The sequence below is a fragment of the Kitasatospora sp. NPDC059327 genome (assembly GCF_042752535.1).
GTDB lineage: Bacteria > Actinomycetota > Actinomycetes > Streptomycetales > Streptomycetaceae > Kitasatospora.
In genome coordinates, this window is sequence record NZ_JBHYYB010000112.1 from 1 (window position 1) to 16,848 (window position 16,848).

12 protein-coding genes are annotated in these 16,848 nt (G+C 73.9%); 6 read left to right on the plus strand and 6 right to left on the minus strand.

Features of this window, described 5'->3' with window-relative positions; translation table 11 throughout:
• Positions 1-215 precede the first annotated feature (215 nt).
• From ACFXHB_RS38185 to ACFXHB_RS38205, 5 genes are all read right to left on the minus strand, one after another.
• Positions 216-2,834: a collagenase gene (locus ACFXHB_RS38185; protein ID WP_380580578.1), complete on the minus strand. Its 2,619-nt coding sequence runs from the start codon at positions 2,832-2,834 to the stop codon at positions 216-218.
• A gap of 284 nt (positions 2,835-3,118) precedes the next feature.
• Positions 3,119-4,117 carry a LysR family transcriptional regulator gene (locus ACFXHB_RS38190; protein WP_380580580.1) on the minus strand — a complete coding sequence of 333 codons (999 nt, stop codon included), beginning with the start codon at positions 4,115-4,117 and terminating at the stop codon, positions 3,119-3,121.
• Positions 4,118-4,404: 287 nt separating this feature from the next.
• Positions 4,405-5,289: a glycosyltransferase family 2 protein gene (locus ACFXHB_RS38195; RefSeq protein ID WP_380580582.1), complete on the minus strand. Its 885-nt coding sequence runs from the start codon at positions 5,287-5,289 to the stop codon at positions 4,405-4,407.
• Entirely contained in the window at positions 5,286-6,104 is an 819-nt protein-coding gene (locus ACFXHB_RS38200; protein WP_380580584.1) for an HAD family hydrolase, read from the minus strand. The genes ACFXHB_RS38195 and ACFXHB_RS38200 overlap by 4 nt, the downstream gene beginning before the upstream one ends.
• Positions 6,101-6,991: a PfkB family carbohydrate kinase gene (locus ACFXHB_RS38205; RefSeq protein ID WP_380580586.1), complete on the minus strand. Its 891-nt coding sequence runs from the start codon at positions 6,989-6,991 to the stop codon at positions 6,101-6,103. Before ACFXHB_RS38205 ends, ACFXHB_RS38200 begins: the two co-directional genes overlap by 4 nt.
• A 220-nt stretch (positions 6,992-7,211) precedes the next feature.
• Between ACFXHB_RS38205 and ACFXHB_RS38210 the strand changes: the two genes are divergently transcribed.
• The 3 genes from ACFXHB_RS38210 to ACFXHB_RS38220 are packed head-to-tail and all read left to right on the plus strand — an operon-like array spanning position 7,212 to position 11,355.
• The gene (locus ACFXHB_RS38210; protein WP_380580588.1) at positions 7,212-9,188 is read left to right on the plus strand and encodes an aminotransferase class III-fold pyridoxal phosphate-dependent enzyme; all 1,977 of its coding nucleotides are present in this window, start codon (positions 7,212-7,214) and stop codon (positions 9,186-9,188) included.
• Entirely contained in the window at positions 9,185-10,093 is a 909-nt protein-coding gene (locus ACFXHB_RS38215) for an inositol monophosphatase family protein (protein ID WP_380580590.1), read from the plus strand. Before ACFXHB_RS38210 ends, ACFXHB_RS38215 begins: the two co-directional genes overlap by 4 nt.
• Positions 10,094-10,116: 23 nt before the next feature.
• On the plus strand, positions 10,117-11,355 hold the full coding sequence (locus ACFXHB_RS38220; RefSeq protein ID WP_380580592.1) for a phosphotransferase family protein: 1,239 nt from the start codon (positions 10,117-10,119) through the stop codon (positions 11,353-11,355).
• On the opposite strand, the gene ACFXHB_RS38225 is transcribed toward ACFXHB_RS38220, so the two are convergent.
• Positions 11,352-12,236, minus strand: coding sequence for an SDR family oxidoreductase (locus ACFXHB_RS38225; protein ID WP_380580594.1), 885 nt, complete (start codon positions 12,234-12,236; stop codon positions 11,352-11,354). The genes ACFXHB_RS38220 and ACFXHB_RS38225 overlap by 4 nt on opposite strands.
• A 49-nt stretch (positions 12,237-12,285) precedes the next feature.
• Between ACFXHB_RS38225 and ACFXHB_RS38230 the strand changes: the two genes are divergently transcribed.
• Genes ACFXHB_RS38230 through ACFXHB_RS38240 form a run of 3 tightly spaced genes read left to right on the plus strand, consistent with a single transcriptional unit; the run spans position 12,286 to position 16,393 of the window.
• On the plus strand, positions 12,286-13,323 hold the full coding sequence (locus ACFXHB_RS38230; protein WP_380580596.1) for a zinc-binding dehydrogenase: 1,038 nt from the start codon (positions 12,286-12,288) through the stop codon (positions 13,321-13,323).
• Positions 13,320-15,446 (plus strand): beta-galactosidase, encoded by a 2,127-nt coding sequence (locus ACFXHB_RS38235; RefSeq protein ID WP_380580598.1) that lies wholly within the window; start codon positions 13,320-13,322, stop codon positions 15,444-15,446. Before ACFXHB_RS38230 ends, ACFXHB_RS38235 begins: the two co-directional genes overlap by 4 nt.
• Entirely contained in the window at positions 15,443-16,393 is a 951-nt protein-coding gene (locus tag ACFXHB_RS38240; RefSeq protein WP_380580600.1) for an ROK family protein, read from the plus strand. The genes ACFXHB_RS38235 and ACFXHB_RS38240 overlap by 4 nt, the downstream gene beginning before the upstream one ends.
• Positions 16,394-16,848: the final 455 nt, after the last annotated feature.

Sequence of the window (16,848 nt, forward strand, 5' to 3'; positions counted from 1 at the left end):
GGACGCCTGTCAGCCGGACGGGTGTGAGCCAACCGGCCCACACCCACAGCAAGATCAACACCTAGCCCAAACGGGTGCCGTACACCGAAATCCTGATAGACCCTCCCGTGCTTCGAGACGTCGAGTCACGAAGCACGGGAGGACGGCCGCTTCCGCTGCTCCGGGAGGAACGGCGGACCAGCGGGTCGGGCGACCCGCGAGGTCGAACAGAGGGCTCAGAACTGGGTGGAGACGGTGACACCGGAGAAGTCGGTCTGCGCGTAGAGGCTGAGGTAGCGGTAGCCGGCGGTGGGGTTGGTGACGGTGATGCTCTGGCCGGTGCCGGGGGTGGTGGAGGAGGCGGTGAAGGCGCTCGGCGAGGCCCAGGTGTCCGCGTTGTAGTAGAGGTACGCGGTACCGGTGCCGCCGGAGGTGCTGACCTTCAGGGTGGTGGTGCCGGCCGGCAGGTAGACGTACAGGTAGTCGAGGCCGCCGGCGGTGGCGGAGCGGCCCGGGCGGGAGCAGTTCCGGCCCATCGCGTCGGCGCGCTGGTCGGTGCAGGTCGGCAGGGTGACGGGGCCGCCGGTGGTCACGGTGACGGAGGCCGGGGTGCTGGCGCTGCGGCCGGTGTCGTCGGTGGTGGTCAGGGCGACGGTGTAGGTGCCGGCCGCGGCGTAGGTGTGGCTCGGGGCGCGCTCGTCGGAGGACGTGCCGTCGCCGAAGGTCCAGTGCCAGGCGGTGATCCGGCCCGGACCGGTCTGCACGGACCGTTCGGTCAGGCTGACGGTCGCGCCGTTCACCGAGGTGTCGAACAGGGCGGTCGGGCCGTCGGCGAAGCAGGTTCCGCCGGCGCAGGCGGTGAGCCAGGCGTCGAAGTCGGCGTCGTAGGAGGTGCCGAGGTTGTTGTAGACCGCGTAGCCGCCGGTGTAGTCCCCGGTGCGGAAGTGGCCGAGCATGGCCTGGACGTCGGCCGGGTGCTTCTCGACCATGTACCGGACGGCGAGGTAGCCCCACGGGTAGACGCGGGTGGAGTCGGAGTTGCCGTAGGTGTTCTGGAAGACGGTGCTCAGCTTGTACGTGTGCTTGGCCGCCTCCGACATCGCCTGGGTGTCGGTGAGGCCGCGGTAGGCGTACGACTCGTACTCGGCGACTCCCTCGATCCACCAGATGTCCGGGACGGAGATCTCGGTGCCGAAGTTGCCCTTCATGTCGTGGATGTTGTCGAGGTAGTGGGTGTACTCGTGGTTGAGGTTCCACACGTTGGCGGGGAAGCTGTCGTTCCACGACTTCTGGTACATCACCGACACGGCCTGGTTGTTCGGGTCGGTCGCGTCCATCACGGTCTGGCCGCCGTTGTCGGTGGAGTTGCCGTAGATGGCCCAGGAGTAGGTGAGGTAGTCGGCCTGGTTGGCGAAGACCGCGAGGGTGATGGTCTTGTCGTACTGGCCGGGGATCGCGCCGTTGTCCTTGACGAGGTGGTGGAAGAAGGAGTCCTCGCCGCGCAGGCTCGCGCAGACGGCGGCGAGGTCGGCCGGGGAGAGGGCTTCGGTGACGATGTTCTTGTTGTCGCAGACCAGTTGGCTGGGCAGGACGGTCGCGGTCAGCTTCGCCGTCAGGTCGCAGGTCTTGTAGTACGAGCACTGCCCGGGGTCGAAGGCGTTGGCCTGGTAGGCGGTGTGCACGTAGAGCGGGCCGGTGCGGCCGAGGACCGGGGCGGAGTCGAGCACCTGCCTGACCAGCGGCTTGGCCGCGGTCTCGATGGTGGCGCTGTCACCCGCCATCCGGGACAGGTCGTTGCCGGCGTTGACGTCGAGGAAGGCGTTCGGCCCGCCGAGCAGGTCCTCGTGGTTGAGCGCGAAGGCGCCGAGGGCGGTGACGATGCTCGGGTCGGCGCCGACCGCGGTGACGAAGTCGGGGTTCCAGTTGGCCCGCCACAGCGGCGCGGAGAGCACCGAGTTGACCGCGCCGACCATCTTCGGGAAGGCGTTGTACGTGTTGTCGTAGCCGTTCAGGACCTGCTTGTAGACGTTCAGGTACGTGCCCTGCAGGTTGGCGCTGTCGGTGAGGATCAGCACCTCCTTGAGCACGGAGCCGTTGGCGTCGGTGACGTCCGCCCAGTGAGCGCTCGCGAAGAAGGCGTCCAGGCCCGCCTTGGTGGCGGCGGCCAGCGCGGCGTCGTAGGGGCCGACCGCGCCGCTGTTGTACGACTGGACGTAGTAGCCGGCCCGCAGGAAGACCACCAGCTGCAGGACGGAGGACGTGTTGTCGCCGCTGTAGCCGGCCGCCCGGGCCTGGAAGGCGTTGGCGACGGTCACCATGTTCTGCTGCTTGAAGATGGCGCCGGCGTCGCTTCCGGTGACGTTGTACAGCGTGCTGACGCAGTCGGGGGTGGAGGCCAGCAGGAACGCCACGAGGTCCGGGCCGCTGCGGCTGCCGAAGTCGGCCGGGCTGCAGCTCTGGGTGGCGGCGGCTGCGGCGGCCTCCGCGGAGGCGGCACCCTGGGCGCCCGCCGACAGCTTGGCGCCGACGGTGGTGGCCTTGCCCGCCTGCTGCATGGCCGGGCGGGGTGTGGTCTGGTAGGCCGTTCCGGCCGGCTGGCCCATCACGGCCTGGCCGAGGAGGGCCGGCGGCAGCGGGGCCGTCACCGGGGCGACGTCCTCGGTGCCGGTCGCGACGAGGGGGCCGAGCGGCTTCGGGACGGCGGGGGAGGTCGTCGCGGAGGGTGCGCCGCTGGCCCGGGCGGGTACGGGGGCGGCGGGCGCGGCGAACGCCGAGGCCGGCAGCAGGGTGGCGGCGGTGGCGCAGCCGGCGACGACGCCGGCCACGAGGGTGGGGAGGGGGATGCGAACGCGCACGGCTGGTCCTTCTCCGGGGGTGGGGGAGGGGTCACGGATGTCGGCGATGAGGCCGTGGGGGTGACGTCGTGAATCCTGGCACCCGACTGCGCGTCGGAACAATGTCACAGGTCATATGTCATGAACGGATGGTCATAACACCTTTACGCGCTCATGGCAGTGGGCGTCGGGCGGGACGCCGCCTCGCCGGGGCCGTTCGAACTCGGTGGCCGCTACGCGCGGGCGGCTCGGGGAGGCGCGAGCGGCGTGGATGCGTGCGGGCTGCGTAGGTACGCGCGGGCGGTTCAGGCGCGGAAGCGCGACGAGCCCGCGACGAGGTCCCGGTGGGCGGCGCCGGCCGCGCCGAGCAGCGTCTCCACCACGTCCTCGCCCACCGCCCCGGGTCGCCAGAGCAGCAGCTGTCGGAACCGGATCGGCGCGCCCGCCAGCGGTTTGACCACCACGTCGGCGAGCGGGCCGGTGCTCGCCCGAACGATCGAGACCCCGAGGCCGGCCGCGATCAGTTCCTGCAACTCCAGCCGCCCGCCCAGGAACTCGTGCACCGTCAGCGGCGTGAACCCGGCCGCCCCGCACGCGCCGTGGAAGACCGCGTGCCAGCCCGCCCCGTCGTCGGGGGGCAGCAGCCAGGCCTCCTCCGCGAGGTCGCTCAGCGCCACTTCGGCCCGGTGTCGCAGGCGGTGACCGGCCGGCAGTGCCACGAAGGACGGCTCGGTGACGATGCTCCGGTAGGCGATCACCGAGGAGTGCCGCAACTCCCGCCCCCGGTGGTCGATCGCGAGGCCGACGTCGGCGGCACCCTGCTCCAGCAGTCCGACGACGTCCGGTGGGCGGTGGGTGCCGCTCACCGTGAACCGCAGATCGGGCCGCTGGCGCCGGGCCTCGGCGAGCAGTCCCGGCAGTACGGGGGTGAGGGGCGCGGCCAGCCGGACCACCCGCGGAGTCGGGGTGGCGTCCTCGGTGCCCCGGTGCCCCAGTCGGTCCGCGCGCGCCAGGACGTCACGCGCGGCGGTCAGCACCTCCAGGCCGAAGGGGGTCGGCAGCACGCCGGAGGCGGTGCGCTCGAACAGGGGGGAGCCCAGGAACCGCTCGATCCGGCCCAGCTGGGTACTGGTCGCGGGCTGCGAGGCGCCGAGTGCGGCGGCCGCCCGTCCCACGCTCCCGGTGTCCGCGATCGCGCACAGTACCCGCAGATGCCGCAGCTCCAGCTCCATGTGTCCGTCCTCCCTCGCCCGGCGGCCGTCCCTCCCGGCCGTGACGTCGAGCAGGAGCCGGTCTTGTGTCATGACACACGTGACATGTCATTGATCCGCCCCACCTTCGCCCCGCGCACCTGCCGCGTCAAGCCCGGTCCGCGCGCGGACCGCCGCGCTGTCGAGCGTCACCGAGGAGTGGCCAGGTCCGCCGCTTCATCCCCGCTGGTGTTCGTTCACGGCTCCTGGCACGGCTCCTGGGTCTGGAGCGAGGTCATCACCCGGTGGCGACCGTCCGGCAGCTGCTGTCCGGCAGTCACGGAGGCAGCCGGCCGGCCGCGCGGCACCCGGCGTGATGGCGGTGTGTCAGGAGAAGGCGGTCAGAGGTAGCAGCGTCGGTGTCGGGCGCTGCCGACGACGCGGCCCGTGCGCAGGGCGAGCTGGGCGAGGAAGGCCGCGCGTCGGTCGCCGGGGCCGAGCAGGTCGGTGGAGTGGAGCAGGAGTTCCCACCAGGCGCGGGCGGCGTCGCTCGGCCGTGCGGGGGGCATGCCGTGGGCGGCGAAGTCGCGGTAGAGCCTGGGGTGTGAGCGCCCGTAGCCGTAGGACTGCCGTGCGATGGTGCGCGTGTCGCCGCGGTGTCGGTAGTGCATGACGGCGTGGGGAGCGAAGGCCAGCCGGTAGCCGGCCAGCTGGGCGCGCCAGAAGAACTCGGTGTCGTCGCCGCCGCCCCGGTAGCTCTCGTCGAAGCCGCCCAGGTGGTGCCAGACTTCTTTGTGGAAGCCGCAGTTGGCGCCCGCCGGGTAGGGCAGGAAGCCGAAGGTGTCGAGCAGGGCGGCGGACTTCTTCGGCGGGCGTGCGGCGAGGGCGACCGGTCCGTTGAGCAGGTGGCGTTCCAGGGCGCCGCCCGCGGCCGGGTCGGTGCGCAGGACGTCGACCAGGCCCGTCACCCATCCGGGGGCGGCCACGTCGTCCGCGTCGCAGAGCAGCACGAACTCACCGCCGGCCTCTCGGCAGCCGAGGTTGCGGGCGTGGTTGGCCCCGCGGGCGTCGGTGACGGTCACGCGTAGCCGGGGCATCCGCCGTTGCCAGTGCCGCAGCAGCGCGCGGGTGCCGTCGCTGGATCCGTTCTCGACGACGATGACCTCCCACGGGTCCGGATAGGTCTGCGCGCACAGTGCCTCCAGCTGTGCGGGCAGCGTCGACTCGGCGTCGCGCGCGGGTACGACGACCGAGACCAGGCGCACGGGGCGGGCGGTCCCGTTCATTCCGGGACCCGGGTGGGCGGTCCTGGCGTCCGGACGGCACGGACCACGGCGGCGGTGTCGCGCAGGTCCGCCAGTACCACGTCCGCGCCCGCCTCCCGCAGCGCGTCGGCGCCGCTCGCGCCGGTGGCGACGGCGATCACCCGCGCTCCGCCGCCGCGCCCCGTGTGCACGTCGCGCGGGGTGTCGCCGATCAGGACGGTGGCCCCGGCGGCGAAGTCGGCGCCGTGGGCGGCCGCCGCGCGCCGCCGGGCGATCGGGAGGAGGGCGGCCCGCTCGCGGGCGTCGTCGCCGTACGCGCCGATGGTGGGATCGATGAACTCCGCCAGTGCGAACGACCCCAGTTTGAGCGCGGCGTTGTCCCGCAGGTTCCCGGTCAGTACGGACTGGGCCACCTCGTCCCGGTTTCCCAGGGCTCGGAGGGCCTCGGCGGCGCCGGGCAGGGCCCGGCCGACGCTCCGCAGTTCGCCGGCCCGCCGGCGCAGCTCGGCGGCGAGCTCGGCGGTGACCCGGTCCGGTTCGACCGCGCCGACGTCGTGCCGGGCGAACAGCTCGTCCATGATGTCGAGTTCGGTCCGGCCGGCGATGCTGACCCGGTGGCGGGCCGGCCGGCCGGTGAGCCGTTCGAAGACGACCGGGTAGATCGACTCGACGACGTGACCGCCGTCGATCAGCGTGCCGTCGATGTCCCACAGCAGGAGGATCCGCGCCCCGTCCCGGGGTCCGGCCGTCCCGCCGCCGCGTCCCGCCGGCACGCCCCGTCGTCCCGCCGGCTCGCTCCCTTGGTCGCCCCTCCTCGCGACCTGACCGCTGGTCATGCCCTGACCTCCGTCGGCCGAGGGGCGGACCGGGCCGTGAACGGGCCCCGCTGGGTGGTGCAGGCCGCGCCGTGCCGGGCGGCCAGGGCGAGTGCGCCGGCCGTGGTCGCGCCGGTGGCGAGCGCGTAGGTGAGGACGGCCGCGAAGTTGTCCCCGACTCCGTAGGTGTCGACCACGGGGCCCGGTGCGCGGGCGGGCCGGTAGCGCCGAGGGGGACGGTCGCAGCGGGTGAACACGCCGCCGTGCGGGCCCTCGGTGCTGACCACCAGATCCGGCGGCCGGCGCAGCAGCGCCGGGTCGCAGCGCTCGGCCGGGTCACAGCCGCTGCCGATCAGCGCGTCGACCCTGACGCCGGACTCCCGCACGGTGTCGAACTCCCGCGCGGTCACCACGAGGACCCCGGCCCGGCGCGCCCGGCGCAGCAGGGCGGCGTCCCCGGCGGTGAAGAACACCGCGTCGTAGGAGGCCAGTTGTCCCCAGTCGACGGGATCGGCCGCGGCCGGCTGCAGGCGTTCGCCGAGGGTGACGGTGGTGCGCTCACCGGAGCGGTCGACCATGCTCACCGCCGTGCGGGTGGGGCCGGTCCTGGGGGCGGCCAGGACGCGTACGCCGCGGTGTTCGAGTTCGGCGCGCGAGCGCCGCCCGGCGTGGTCGTCGCCCAGGGCGGTGAAGAAGGCGCAGGTGCCGGCCAGTTCGGCGAGCCGGACGGCGGCGACCGCGCCACCGCCGGCCGGGCCCTGCCAGAGCGGGTCGGCGTGGGTCACCTCGCCGGCGGCGGGGACCTGGTCGAGGCCGGCGATGGTGGTCCATTCGACGTGTCCCACCACGGCGACCCGCGGTCCGCCCGGGGGAGCCGCCGTGCCGGCGGGTCGGGTGTGTTCGTCCATCGTCCCTCGACTCTCGCACCGGCCGTTCGCCGGTGCCACTCCAAGTCGATCGATATCCTCTCGTGTACGCACCGTCATATCCGCCGATCATGGGTATGTTGACGAACTATGAATGGCGGGACCGGCGTTGCTCGGCGATGATGGACGCTTGGGGACTTGGCCCCACCGCATCAAACCACTGGCCGCGCGGCCGTTCGCCGCTCGACGGAGGTGTACGCGAATGAACGGCGTTGACGCGTTATTCTTCGATTTCGACGGGACGCTGTGGGATCCGGAGTCCGAGATCTTCCGCGCGCACGCGGAGGTTTTCCAGGAGTTCGGCCACCGGCTCCCGGTCGAGGTGTGGTCGTCGCTCGTCGGCACCATCGGGTCCGACCTGTGGGCGCGGCTCGAACGGGCCACGGGGTGCACGGCGGACCGCCGTGAACTGCAGGAACGGGTCCGTCGGCGGCAGCGCGAGCTGCTCGGCGGACTGGTCGGCAGGCCCGGCGTGCACCGCGTCCTCGGGGCGGTCGACGCCCTGGGGATCTCCCGGGGGATCGTCAGCAATTCCACCCGGGAATGGGTCGCCCGATATGCGCGGCAGTGCGGTCTCGCCGAGGGGTGGAGTACCGTGCAATGCGCCGACGGGGACCGGGCGAGCGCGAAACCGGAGCCGAGTCTCTACATCGCGGCGCTGGCCTCGCTCGGAATTCCCGCCGAACGGGCGGTGGCGTTCGAGGATTCCCCCAGCGGTGTCCGCGCCGCGAAGCGGGCCGGAATCCGATGCGTCGCGATACCGAACGCGATGACCGCCGCACTCGATCTCGACGAGGCTGATCTACGGTTCGAATCGTTCGAGCAGATCGATCTGTCAGGAATAGTCGGAGGAAAGCCGATGTACCAGGCGAGGACCGCGGCACGCACCGCCGCACCGAAGGCGCCGTCCGGCGGGGCGGCCGGAGCGGCGCTCCAGCACTACTACTACCTGCCGGACGACCTCCGGGTGGTCGGGGGAGAGGGCGTGTACCTCTACGCCGACGACGGCCGGCGCTATCTCGACTGCTCCTCGGGGACGTTCAATCTGAGCCTGGGCTACGCCCACCCCGAGATCGTGGAGGTGGTCCGCGAACAGGCCGGCCGGCTGATCCACGTCACCTCCAAGTTCCAGACGGAGCCGCTGAACGCCCTGGTGACGAAGCTGGCCGAGGTCTCGCCGCCGAATCTCACCCGGGTGCACCTGAAGTCGGCGAGCGGGTCCGACGCCAATGAGAGCGCCGTCAAGATCGCCCAGGTGCACACCGGGAAGTCCGACGTGATCACGCTCTTCCGCGGCCACCTCGGCCAGACCCTTGGCATGATCGGTGCCTCCGGCGCCGCCTTCCGGCGCACCCCCTTCCCCTCGCACCTGCCCGGTGTCGTGCACGTCCCCGACCCGCACTGCCTGCGCTGCTTCTACCGTCAGGAGCGGGCCACCTGCGGCCTGCTGTGCGTCGAGCGGATCAACGACTTCATCGACTACGCGAGCACCGGCCGGGTGGCCTGCGTGGTGCTGGAGCCGATCAGCGGCAACGGCGGCAACGTCGTGCCCCCGGACGGCTATCTGAGGGCGCTCAAGGACCTCTGCGAGGAGCGCGGCATCCTGCTGGTCTTCGACGAGATCCAGACCGGGTTCGGGCGCACCGGCCGGATGTTCGCCGCCGACCACTTCGGCGTGGCCCCGCACATGATGACCTTCGGCAAGGGTCTGGGTGGCGCGGGGATGCCCATCGCCGGCCTGCTGACCGAGGAGCGGCTGACCGGGGTGGAGGGACACCACATCAACTCGACCTTCGGCGGCAACGTGCTGGCCGCCGCGGCGGCCCTGAAGACCGTCGAGATCATCGGCCGCCCCGGGTTCCTGGAGAGCGTGCGCGACGTCGGCGGCCACGTGCTCGACCGGCTGCGCGACCTCGCCACCAAGGTGCCGTTCGTGCGGGAGGTCCGCGGCGTCGGGCTGATGATCGGCATCGACATCGTGGACCGCGACGGCCGCCCCGACCCCGGGCTCACCAACCACCTCGCCGAACGCGGCCTGGACCACGGACTGCTGCTGCGGACCTCGCTGTACGGGCACGGCAACGTGCTGAAGGTCCGTCCGGCGCTGATCATGACCCGTCAGGAGGCGGACGAGATGTGCGATCTGCTGGAACGACTCTTCCTCTCGGCCGTCTCATGAGAGGCCTCGTCCAGGACCTGTCCGGGCGGATCCGGACGGCGGTGCGCGAGGGGCTGCACGAGGTCGGCAGCCGCTATGTGACGGGGACGGCCAAGGGCGGGGACGCCGAGTTCCCGGTCGACGTGCTCGCGGAACGGGCCGCCTGGGACTTCCTGCGGGAGCGCGGCGAGCCCGTGGCCGTCTACACCGAGAGCGAGGGGCTGCGCACGATCGGCCGGGCGCCCGAGCACGTGCTGATCATCGACCCGATCGACGGCACCCGCGGCGCCGCCGCCGACCTGGAGATGGCCTGCGTCTCCATCGCCGCGGCCCCCTTCGGGGAGGCGCCCACCATCGGCGACATCCGGTACGCGATGCTCCAGGAGATCAAGACCGGCCACTGGCTGTACGCCGACGCCCACGGCGGCGGGATCGAGTCCGGCGGCTTCCCCGTGCCGGTGCCCCGGTTGTCCGCCGCCACCGAGCCCGAGCGGATGTTCTGGTCGCTGGAGTTCAACGGCCACCCGGCGGAGCTGATGACCGCGGCCTACGGCCACCTGATCGACGCCTCGGCCAACACCGGTGGCGTGTACGTCTTCAACAGCGCCTCCTTCTCCATCTCCCGCATCATCACCGGCCAGATGGACGCCTACGTCGACATCGGCAACCGGCTGCTGCGCGACCGCCCCGCCACCGAGGCGGACTTCCGACGGGTCGGCCGCGGGAGCATCCTGCACCTGTTCCCGTACGACATCGCGGCCTCGGTGTACCTGGCGGAACGCGCCGGGGTCACCATCACCGACGCCTACGGCAAGTCGCTGCACGACACCCTGCTGCTGGACATCGGCCCGCTGAACCAGCGCTCGTGCATCGCCGCCTGCACCCCCGGGCTGCACGCGGCGCTGATCGACTCGATCCGCTGGTAGGAGACACCGAGGAGGTCGCCGCGGTGACCGATCACCGGCACGTGACCCGTTCCCGCCCGCCCGGCGGGTGGACCGACGAGACGGCCCTGGCGGCCGTCGCCGACACCCTCGGCCTCACGGTCGGGACCGAGATCCTGGAGGGCGGTTCACCGGCCCGGGTCCACCGGGCCACCGGCCGGGCCGGGGACGAGCTGGTGGTCAAGGTCCTGGTGCCCGCACCGGGCGCCGTCGACGGACACGACCTGGTGTCCTTCCGTCACAAGCGGCGCCAGATCGAGCTGCTGCGCGCCGTGGCCCCGCGGTTGGCGGCGCACTACCTGCCGGTCGCGCACGTCCTCGACGGCGACGGCTGGGCCGCCTGCACGACACCGTTCTACGACTCGGCGGACCTGGCGGCCCCGCTGCGGGAGTCGCCGCGGGGCACCCGGGAGTTCTTCCGCCGCTACCGGGCCCTGCTGCAGGCCTTGATACTGGATGGTTACGCGGTGCGCTCCCACCCCGCCCCGGCCGCCCACCTGGCGGACGTCGTGGTGGGCCGCTTCCTGCGGCGGCTGCCGGTGCTGCGCCGGGCCCTGCCGGAGGACCTGATGGGCGCCGAGCGCCTGACCGTCAACGGCGTGCCCTGCGAGGCCCCGCACCTGGTCCTGGAACGGCTGGCCGGCCGGCTGGCGCGACTGGCCCCCGCCCGACTGATGGCCCCCGCCCACGGCGACGCCAACACCCGCAACATCCTGGTGTCCACCCGCCCCGGCGCGGACACCCCGGACTTCCGCCTCATCGACCCGCGCGGCTGCGTCGAGCCCTGGGACCCGGTCTACGACCTGGCCAAGACGCTGTTCAGCCTCAGCGTGTGGGATCCCGCGCTGCGCACGGGCTTCGCGGTGTCCGGCGGGCCGGGGCGCGGCTACCGGGTGGGCTTCCGGCAGCCGGTGTTCCCGGGCTACCGCGCGGCGATCCACGCCTTCCTGCCCTGGCTGGCCGCGCACGAGGGCCTGTCGGGCCTGTTCCACGACGATCCCCTCTGGTGGGAGCGGCTGCTGCTGACCCACGACCTGCACGTCCTGGCGGAGGCACCCTGCCGCCTCTCCGACCGCAAGCCCAAGCCCGACCTGCGGGGCCGCGACTCCACCCCGGTCGAACTCGCCCTCGGCCACTACCTCCTCGGCACCCTGCTGATCAACGACCTGGCCGCCCAACTCGCCCGCCCGGGCGGCGTGGACGCCACGCGCCACCTCGCCCTGGTGGCCGACCACCTGCCCTAGAACGGAGCGGCCAGATGCGTGAGCGCGGAGTCCAGGGTGGGGCCCAGCAGACGGTGCCGGGTGCTGCGCAGCACCAGCCGCGGCGGGCGGCGGCAACCGGAACCGGCCGCCGGCTCCCGGGCGGCCACCACCCGGGTGGGCAGGTCCAGGGCCCGCTGGACCCGGGACATCAGCTCGAAGCGGGTCACCACGTCGGCGCCGCCGTAGTGCACGACACCCGTTCGGTGCCACAGCCGGGCCACGGCCGGGGCGATGCTGGGCAGGTAGACGGGGGCGCAGACCAGGTCGGTGCGGGCGACGGTGGTCGGCGCGGCGAGGCGGGACATGAAGGTGTTCGCCCAGGGGCCGCGCCCGTAGACGAGGGGGATCCGCACGATCAGGTGCCCGCCCTCGGCGAGCAGCAGGTCCTCGGCGGCCACCTTGCTCCGCCCGTAGGCGTTGACGGGGGAGCGCGGGTCGGCCTCGGTGTACTGGGGGCGGGTGCCGTCGAAGACGTTGTCGCTGGAGAGCAGGACCAGCTTCGCCGCCGAGCCGCGCAGGGCCTCCAGCAGCACCTCGACCGGGCGGACGTTGAGGCGGTGGGCCAGGGCGGGGTCGGCCTCGGCCGCCTCCAGGGGAACGAGGCCGGCCGCGTGGACGACGAGGTCGAAGCCGTCGGCCGCGAGCGCCGCGAGCCGGGTCTCGTCGCGCAGGTCCAGCCGGACCAGGCCCGGGGCCGGCCGGGTGGCGTAGGTGCCGACCACCGTGTGACGGGGCGCCCACTCGCTCCAGAGGCCGCCGCCCACGAACCCCGACGCGCCGAGCAGCAGGATCCTCGGCCGGGAGCCGGAAGGGGACTCCCGAGGTGCCGCCCACCCGTCCGGGCGCCCGTATCGGTCCATGGCGGACACCCTAGGGCACTGTTCGACGACGAACCAGCGGGAGGCTGTGATGAAGGCCGTCGTGTTCGAGGGCGTGGGCCTGCCCGGTATCCACGATCGTGCGGTCCCCTCCTTCGAGGCGGACGAGGTCCTGGTCGAGGTGGCGGTCACCGGCATCTGCGGCACGGACCGGGCGATCGTGCTGGGCGAGTTCCCCGCACGGCCGGGCGTGGTGCTGGGGCACGAGGCGGTCGGCGCGGTGGCCGCGGTCGGGGCCGGCGTCGGCGCCGTGACGCCGGGCGACCGGGTGGTGATCAACCCGACCTACCACTGCGACCGGTGCCGCCCCTGTCGGCGCGGGATGCCGGCCCACTGCGGAGCCAAGGCGGGCCGGGAGATCGGCGTCGACCGGGACGGCACGATGGCGGGCTTCGCCGTCGTACCCGAGGGTTTCGTCCACCGGCTGCCCGACTCGGTGCCCTACCGACGCGGGGCGCTGGTGGAACCGCTCGCCTGCGTGCTCAACAACCTGGCGGCGGCCCGGCCGCGTCGGGACGACCGGGTGCTGGTGATCGGCGCCGGCCCCGTCGGCGCGCTGTGCGCGCTGGTGCTGGCCGGACGCGGTGCCCGGGTCACGCTGGCCGAGCGCGATCCGGCCCGGGTGGAACTCGCCCGCCTCCTGCTGCCGCGCACCGTCCGGGTCCTGGCCGCGGAGGAAGCGGACGGCGCCTTCACGCCCGACCTCGCCATCGACACCACCGGGTCGCTGCCCGGGGACGTACTCGGCACGGTGGCGGCCGGCGGCACCGTCGTGGTGATGGGCGAGAAGGAGACCGGCGTCGCCACCGTGCCGCTGAGGGCCCTGACGACCAGGGGAATCCGCCTGGTGGGGGCGGGACCCTACCGGCCCGCGGACTTCGCCCGGGCGGTGGCCCTCGCCCGGGACCTGCCACTCGACGCACTGGTGACCCATGTCCTGCCGCTCGAACGGTACGCCGAGGCGCTCGCCCTGCTGGCCGTCGCACCGGCCGGGCCGGGCAGACCCGAGACGAACGGGTACCGCGCCATGAAGGTGCTGCTCGCCACGGACGGGAGCGCCGCCCCATGACACCCCGTTTCCTGGACGGAACGCTCTGGCTGGACGGCCGGCCCCGGTTCCTGATCACCGGCGAGTACCCCTACTACCGGGACCACCCCGGACGCTGGGCGGCCAAGCTGCGGGCCATGCGCGAGGCCGGCATCGAGGTGGTGACCAGCTACGTCCCCTGGCGCCACCACGAGATCACCCGGGACGACGGCCGGCGATGGTGCTTCGACGGCGACGGCAACCGCGATCTGGCCGGCTTCCTGGAACTGGTCGCGGCGACCGGGCTGCTCGCGGTGCTCAAACCAGGCCCCTACGTGCACGCCGAACTGCCCTTCGGCGGGCTGCCCGACCGAATCAGCCCGACGCTCGACCCCGAGCGCCCCGCCGCCCGGTCCGCCGACGGCCGACCACTGCCCTGCCACCGGTTCACGCTGCCCGCGGCCCTGGACCCGCGGTTCCTCACCGACGCGACGGACTGGCTGCGCGCCGTCGGCCAGTTCCTGCGGCCGTTCACGCACCCGCACGGACCCCTCGTCGCCGCCCAGATCGGCAACGAGGGGCACTACGGGGAGAGCGCGCTGCCGATCGACGCGCTCGACTACTCGCGGCCCGGGACCGACGGCTTCGCCGCCTTCGCACCCGGCACGGCCCCACCCACCCGGGCGCAGGACCGGCCGTCCGCCGAAGGACTGCGCTCCCTGGTGACCTGGGGCCGATGGTCGGCCGAGTCACTCACCGCGGGGATGACGCGCCTCGCCGAGGCGTTCGGCACGGACCTCCCCGTCTTCACCACCCACGCGCCACCGGCCAGGGCGGATCGCGTCCCCGGCCGTGCCGCCGGACGCTACGACGCCTGGCTGGCCAGGAACCGGGTCGGCGCACCCCCCGCGCTGCCCCGTGCCTACACCAGTTGGACCGGCCCGGTGCTCTCCGACGAAGAGGCCCTGGTCAACTACGTCCTGGCGGCCAAGAGCGGGCCCGGCCCCAACATCGAGGAGAACTGGGGGCTCCCCTGGGCGGACCCGGGCTGCGCCTTCCCGGTGGTGCCGATCCACCACACCCTGCTCGGCGTGGCCTGCGGGGCGACCGGCATCAGCGTCTACCCGGCCTGCGCCACCGACGGCTGGGGCCCGCACCTCGCGGTGGACGGCTCCCGGCTCCCCGAACCGGCCGGTGACCCCGCGCAGTTCGACCCGCCGTACGGGGAAGCCGCCCCGATCCGGCTCGACGCCGGCCCCGGCCCCGCCTTCGCCGCGCTCCGGGTACTGACCCACTTCCTCGCCGGGCGGCAGGAGGCGCTGGTCCGCTCCCGCCCGGAGCCCGGCGTGTGCTGGGGCGTCCAACCGCCGTACGCGGCGATCGGCGCGTGGGACGGGACGGCCGACGGCGAGCGGCCCGTGCCCTCGGCCGCCCGCACCCTGGTGCCCTTCGTCGCCCACTGCCTGCGGCGGAACCTGCCCTTCCGGCTGGCGGAGCTCACCGGCCGGGCGGAGCTCGATCCCGCCTCGGGGCCGCTGGCCACCGCGTCGGGCCACTTCCTGGAACGGGCCGTGCAACGACGGCTCGCGCGGTTCGCCGAGCAGGGCGGATCGCTCCTCCTGATGGGTGAACTTCCCCTGCTGGACGAGGACTTGCGGCCCTGCACCGAGCTGGCCGACGCGGTTCGCCGGCACGGCGGCGGCCGGGTGCGCACGATGGCCGCCGACGACCGCCGGCTCGCGGCGGCCGTCGAGGACTGGCTCGGTGGCAGCCACGACGTCCCGGTGCGGGCCAGACCGGGGCCGTGGCTCGACCTGCGCACGAGCGCGGCCGACCCCGACGAGGTGCTCGTCTTCCTCTTCAACCGCACAGGCTCCCCCGTGCGGGCCCGTACCGCGTGCGGGGAACACCTCGTCACCGCCGACCTGGTGGCGGGCGGTTGCGCCGTCGTCCAGGTGTCGCACGGACGGCTCGGGGCGTGCTACGTGAAGGGACTGAACGAGAGGACCGGCGACCGGCTGGCGGTCCGGGTCGGAGTGGGCGGCGATCTGCTGACCTCCGACCGGCCGTGCGACCTGTCCGCGCTGCGCGCAGCCGGCGGCTTCGAGGTGCGTACCGCCGCGGGGCCCGGCGAGGCCCGCGTGTCCCTGCCGGAGGAGGCATGACCGGCGCCCCGGCGGAGGCGGTCGGCGTCGATGTCGGCGCCACCAAGATCGCGGCGGTGCGGGTGGCGGCCGACGGCGCGGTGTCGGCGCGGGCCCGCTGCGCCACACCGCGCCGGACGGCCGCGGAGCTGGTCGCCGCCGTCGCCGGCCTGGTGGCGCGGGTGCGCGGCGAACGGGTCGCCGCCGTCGGCGTCGGGCTGCCGGGGATGGTCGACGCCCGGACCGGGGCGCTGGCCTTCGCACCGGGCCTGGACTTCGCGCGCGCGCCGCTGCGGGAGCTGATCGCGGACGCGGTGGCACTGCCGGTGGTGACGGACAACGACGCCAACGTCGCCGCGTGGGCCGAGTACCGCCTCGGTGCCGGGCGGGGGCACGAGCACCTGGTGCTGGTGACGCTGGGCACGGGACTGGGGTGCGGGGTGGTCGTCGGCGGGCGGCTGCTGCACGGCGCGCGGGGCTTCGCCGCCGAGGCCAGCCATCTGACCGTCGACCCCGGGGGACCGTGGTGCGAGTGCGGAAACCGCGGGTGCTGGGGTGTGGCGGCGTCCGGCGCCGCCATCGCGAGACTCGGGCGGCAGGCCGCGACGGACTTCCCGGCCTCGCCGCTCGGCCGCCTGATCGGCGAGGGCCGGACGGATGCCGGAACGGCCGTCACCGAGGCCGCCCGCGACGGCGACGGCCGGGCGCTGGAGATCCTGGACCGGATCGGTACGCTCACCGGCGCCGGCCTGGCCGCCCTCGCCAACCTGTTCGACCCCGCCGTGGTGATCGTCGGAGGCGGTCCGGTCGCCGCCGGGGACCTGCTGCTCGCTCCGGCGCGCACCGAATTCGCCCGCCGGCTCTACGCGCCCGGTGACCGCCCGCCGCTGCCCGTACTGGCGGCCGGCTTCGCCGACCTCGCCGGCGCGATCGGCGCGGCGCTGCTGGCGCTCGACCGCCCTCACTGACACCCCCGGGCCGGCGCCGGCGCTCAGCCGCCCCGGTGCGGCCGGAGTGGCCGGGGCGTGGCCGGGTCGGCGGACAGGGCGGCGGCCGTCCGTAGCGGCCGGTCGACGTCCGGCGCCCGCCGGGTGACGGACCGGTGCCGGTCGTGCCCCCCGGGTCGGCCGGTTGCCGCCGACAGTGGCCGCCGACCTTGCCGTGCCGGTCCTCGATGACGACGCGCGGCGGGCCGAGCAGCAGGCTCAGCGGGTGGCTGTGCAGCCGGTCGGTGGCCACCGCCTCGGCGCTGCCGAGCAGCCGGAGGCCGGCAGCCGCGCCGGAACTGGAGTTCGGCAGGGCGGTCCAGGGCCTCGGCGAGGTCGGCGGACGCGTCTCCGCCCGTCGTGCGGCGTGCGGCGGAGCGCGGACGAGGCCGCCGCGACCCGGCCCCGGACGGTGTGGGCCGCCGCGGCCCACACCG

What these genes read in the sequence shown, in the direction of transcription:
- ACFXHB_RS38190 (WP_380580580.1), bottom strand. Translation starts at nt 4,117, where the DNA reads ATGACACAAGACCGGCTCCTGCTCGACGTCACGGCCGGGAGGGACGGC.
- ACFXHB_RS38195 (WP_380580582.1), bottom strand. Translation starts at nt 5,289, where the DNA reads ATGAACGGGACCGCCCGCCCCGTGCGCCTGGTCTCGGTCGTCGTACCC.
- ACFXHB_RS38200 (WP_380580584.1), bottom strand. Translation starts at nt 6,104, where the DNA reads ATGACCAGCGGTCAGGTCGCGAGGAGGGGCGACCAAGGGAGCGAGCCG.
- ACFXHB_RS38205 (WP_380580586.1), bottom strand. Translation starts at nt 6,991, where the DNA reads ATGGACGAACACACCCGACCCGCCGGCACGGCGGCTCCCCCGGGCGGA.
- ACFXHB_RS38210 (WP_380580588.1), top strand. Translation starts at nt 7,212, where the DNA reads ATGAACGGCGTTGACGCGTTATTCTTCGATTTCGACGGGACGCTGTGG.
- ACFXHB_RS38215 (WP_380580590.1), top strand. Translation starts at nt 9,185, where the DNA reads ATGAGAGGCCTCGTCCAGGACCTGTCCGGGCGGATCCGGACGGCGGTG.
- ACFXHB_RS38225 (WP_380580594.1), bottom strand. Translation starts at nt 12,236, where the DNA reads ATGGACCGATACGGGCGCCCGGACGGGTGGGCGGCACCTCGGGAGTCC.
- ACFXHB_RS38230 (WP_380580596.1), top strand. Translation starts at nt 12,286, where the DNA reads ATGAAGGCCGTCGTGTTCGAGGGCGTGGGCCTGCCCGGTATCCACGAT.
- ACFXHB_RS38235 (WP_380580598.1), top strand. Translation starts at nt 13,320, where the DNA reads ATGACACCCCGTTTCCTGGACGGAACGCTCTGGCTGGACGGCCGGCCC.
- ACFXHB_RS38240 (WP_380580600.1), top strand. Translation starts at nt 15,443, where the DNA reads ATGACCGGCGCCCCGGCGGAGGCGGTCGGCGTCGATGTCGGCGCCACC.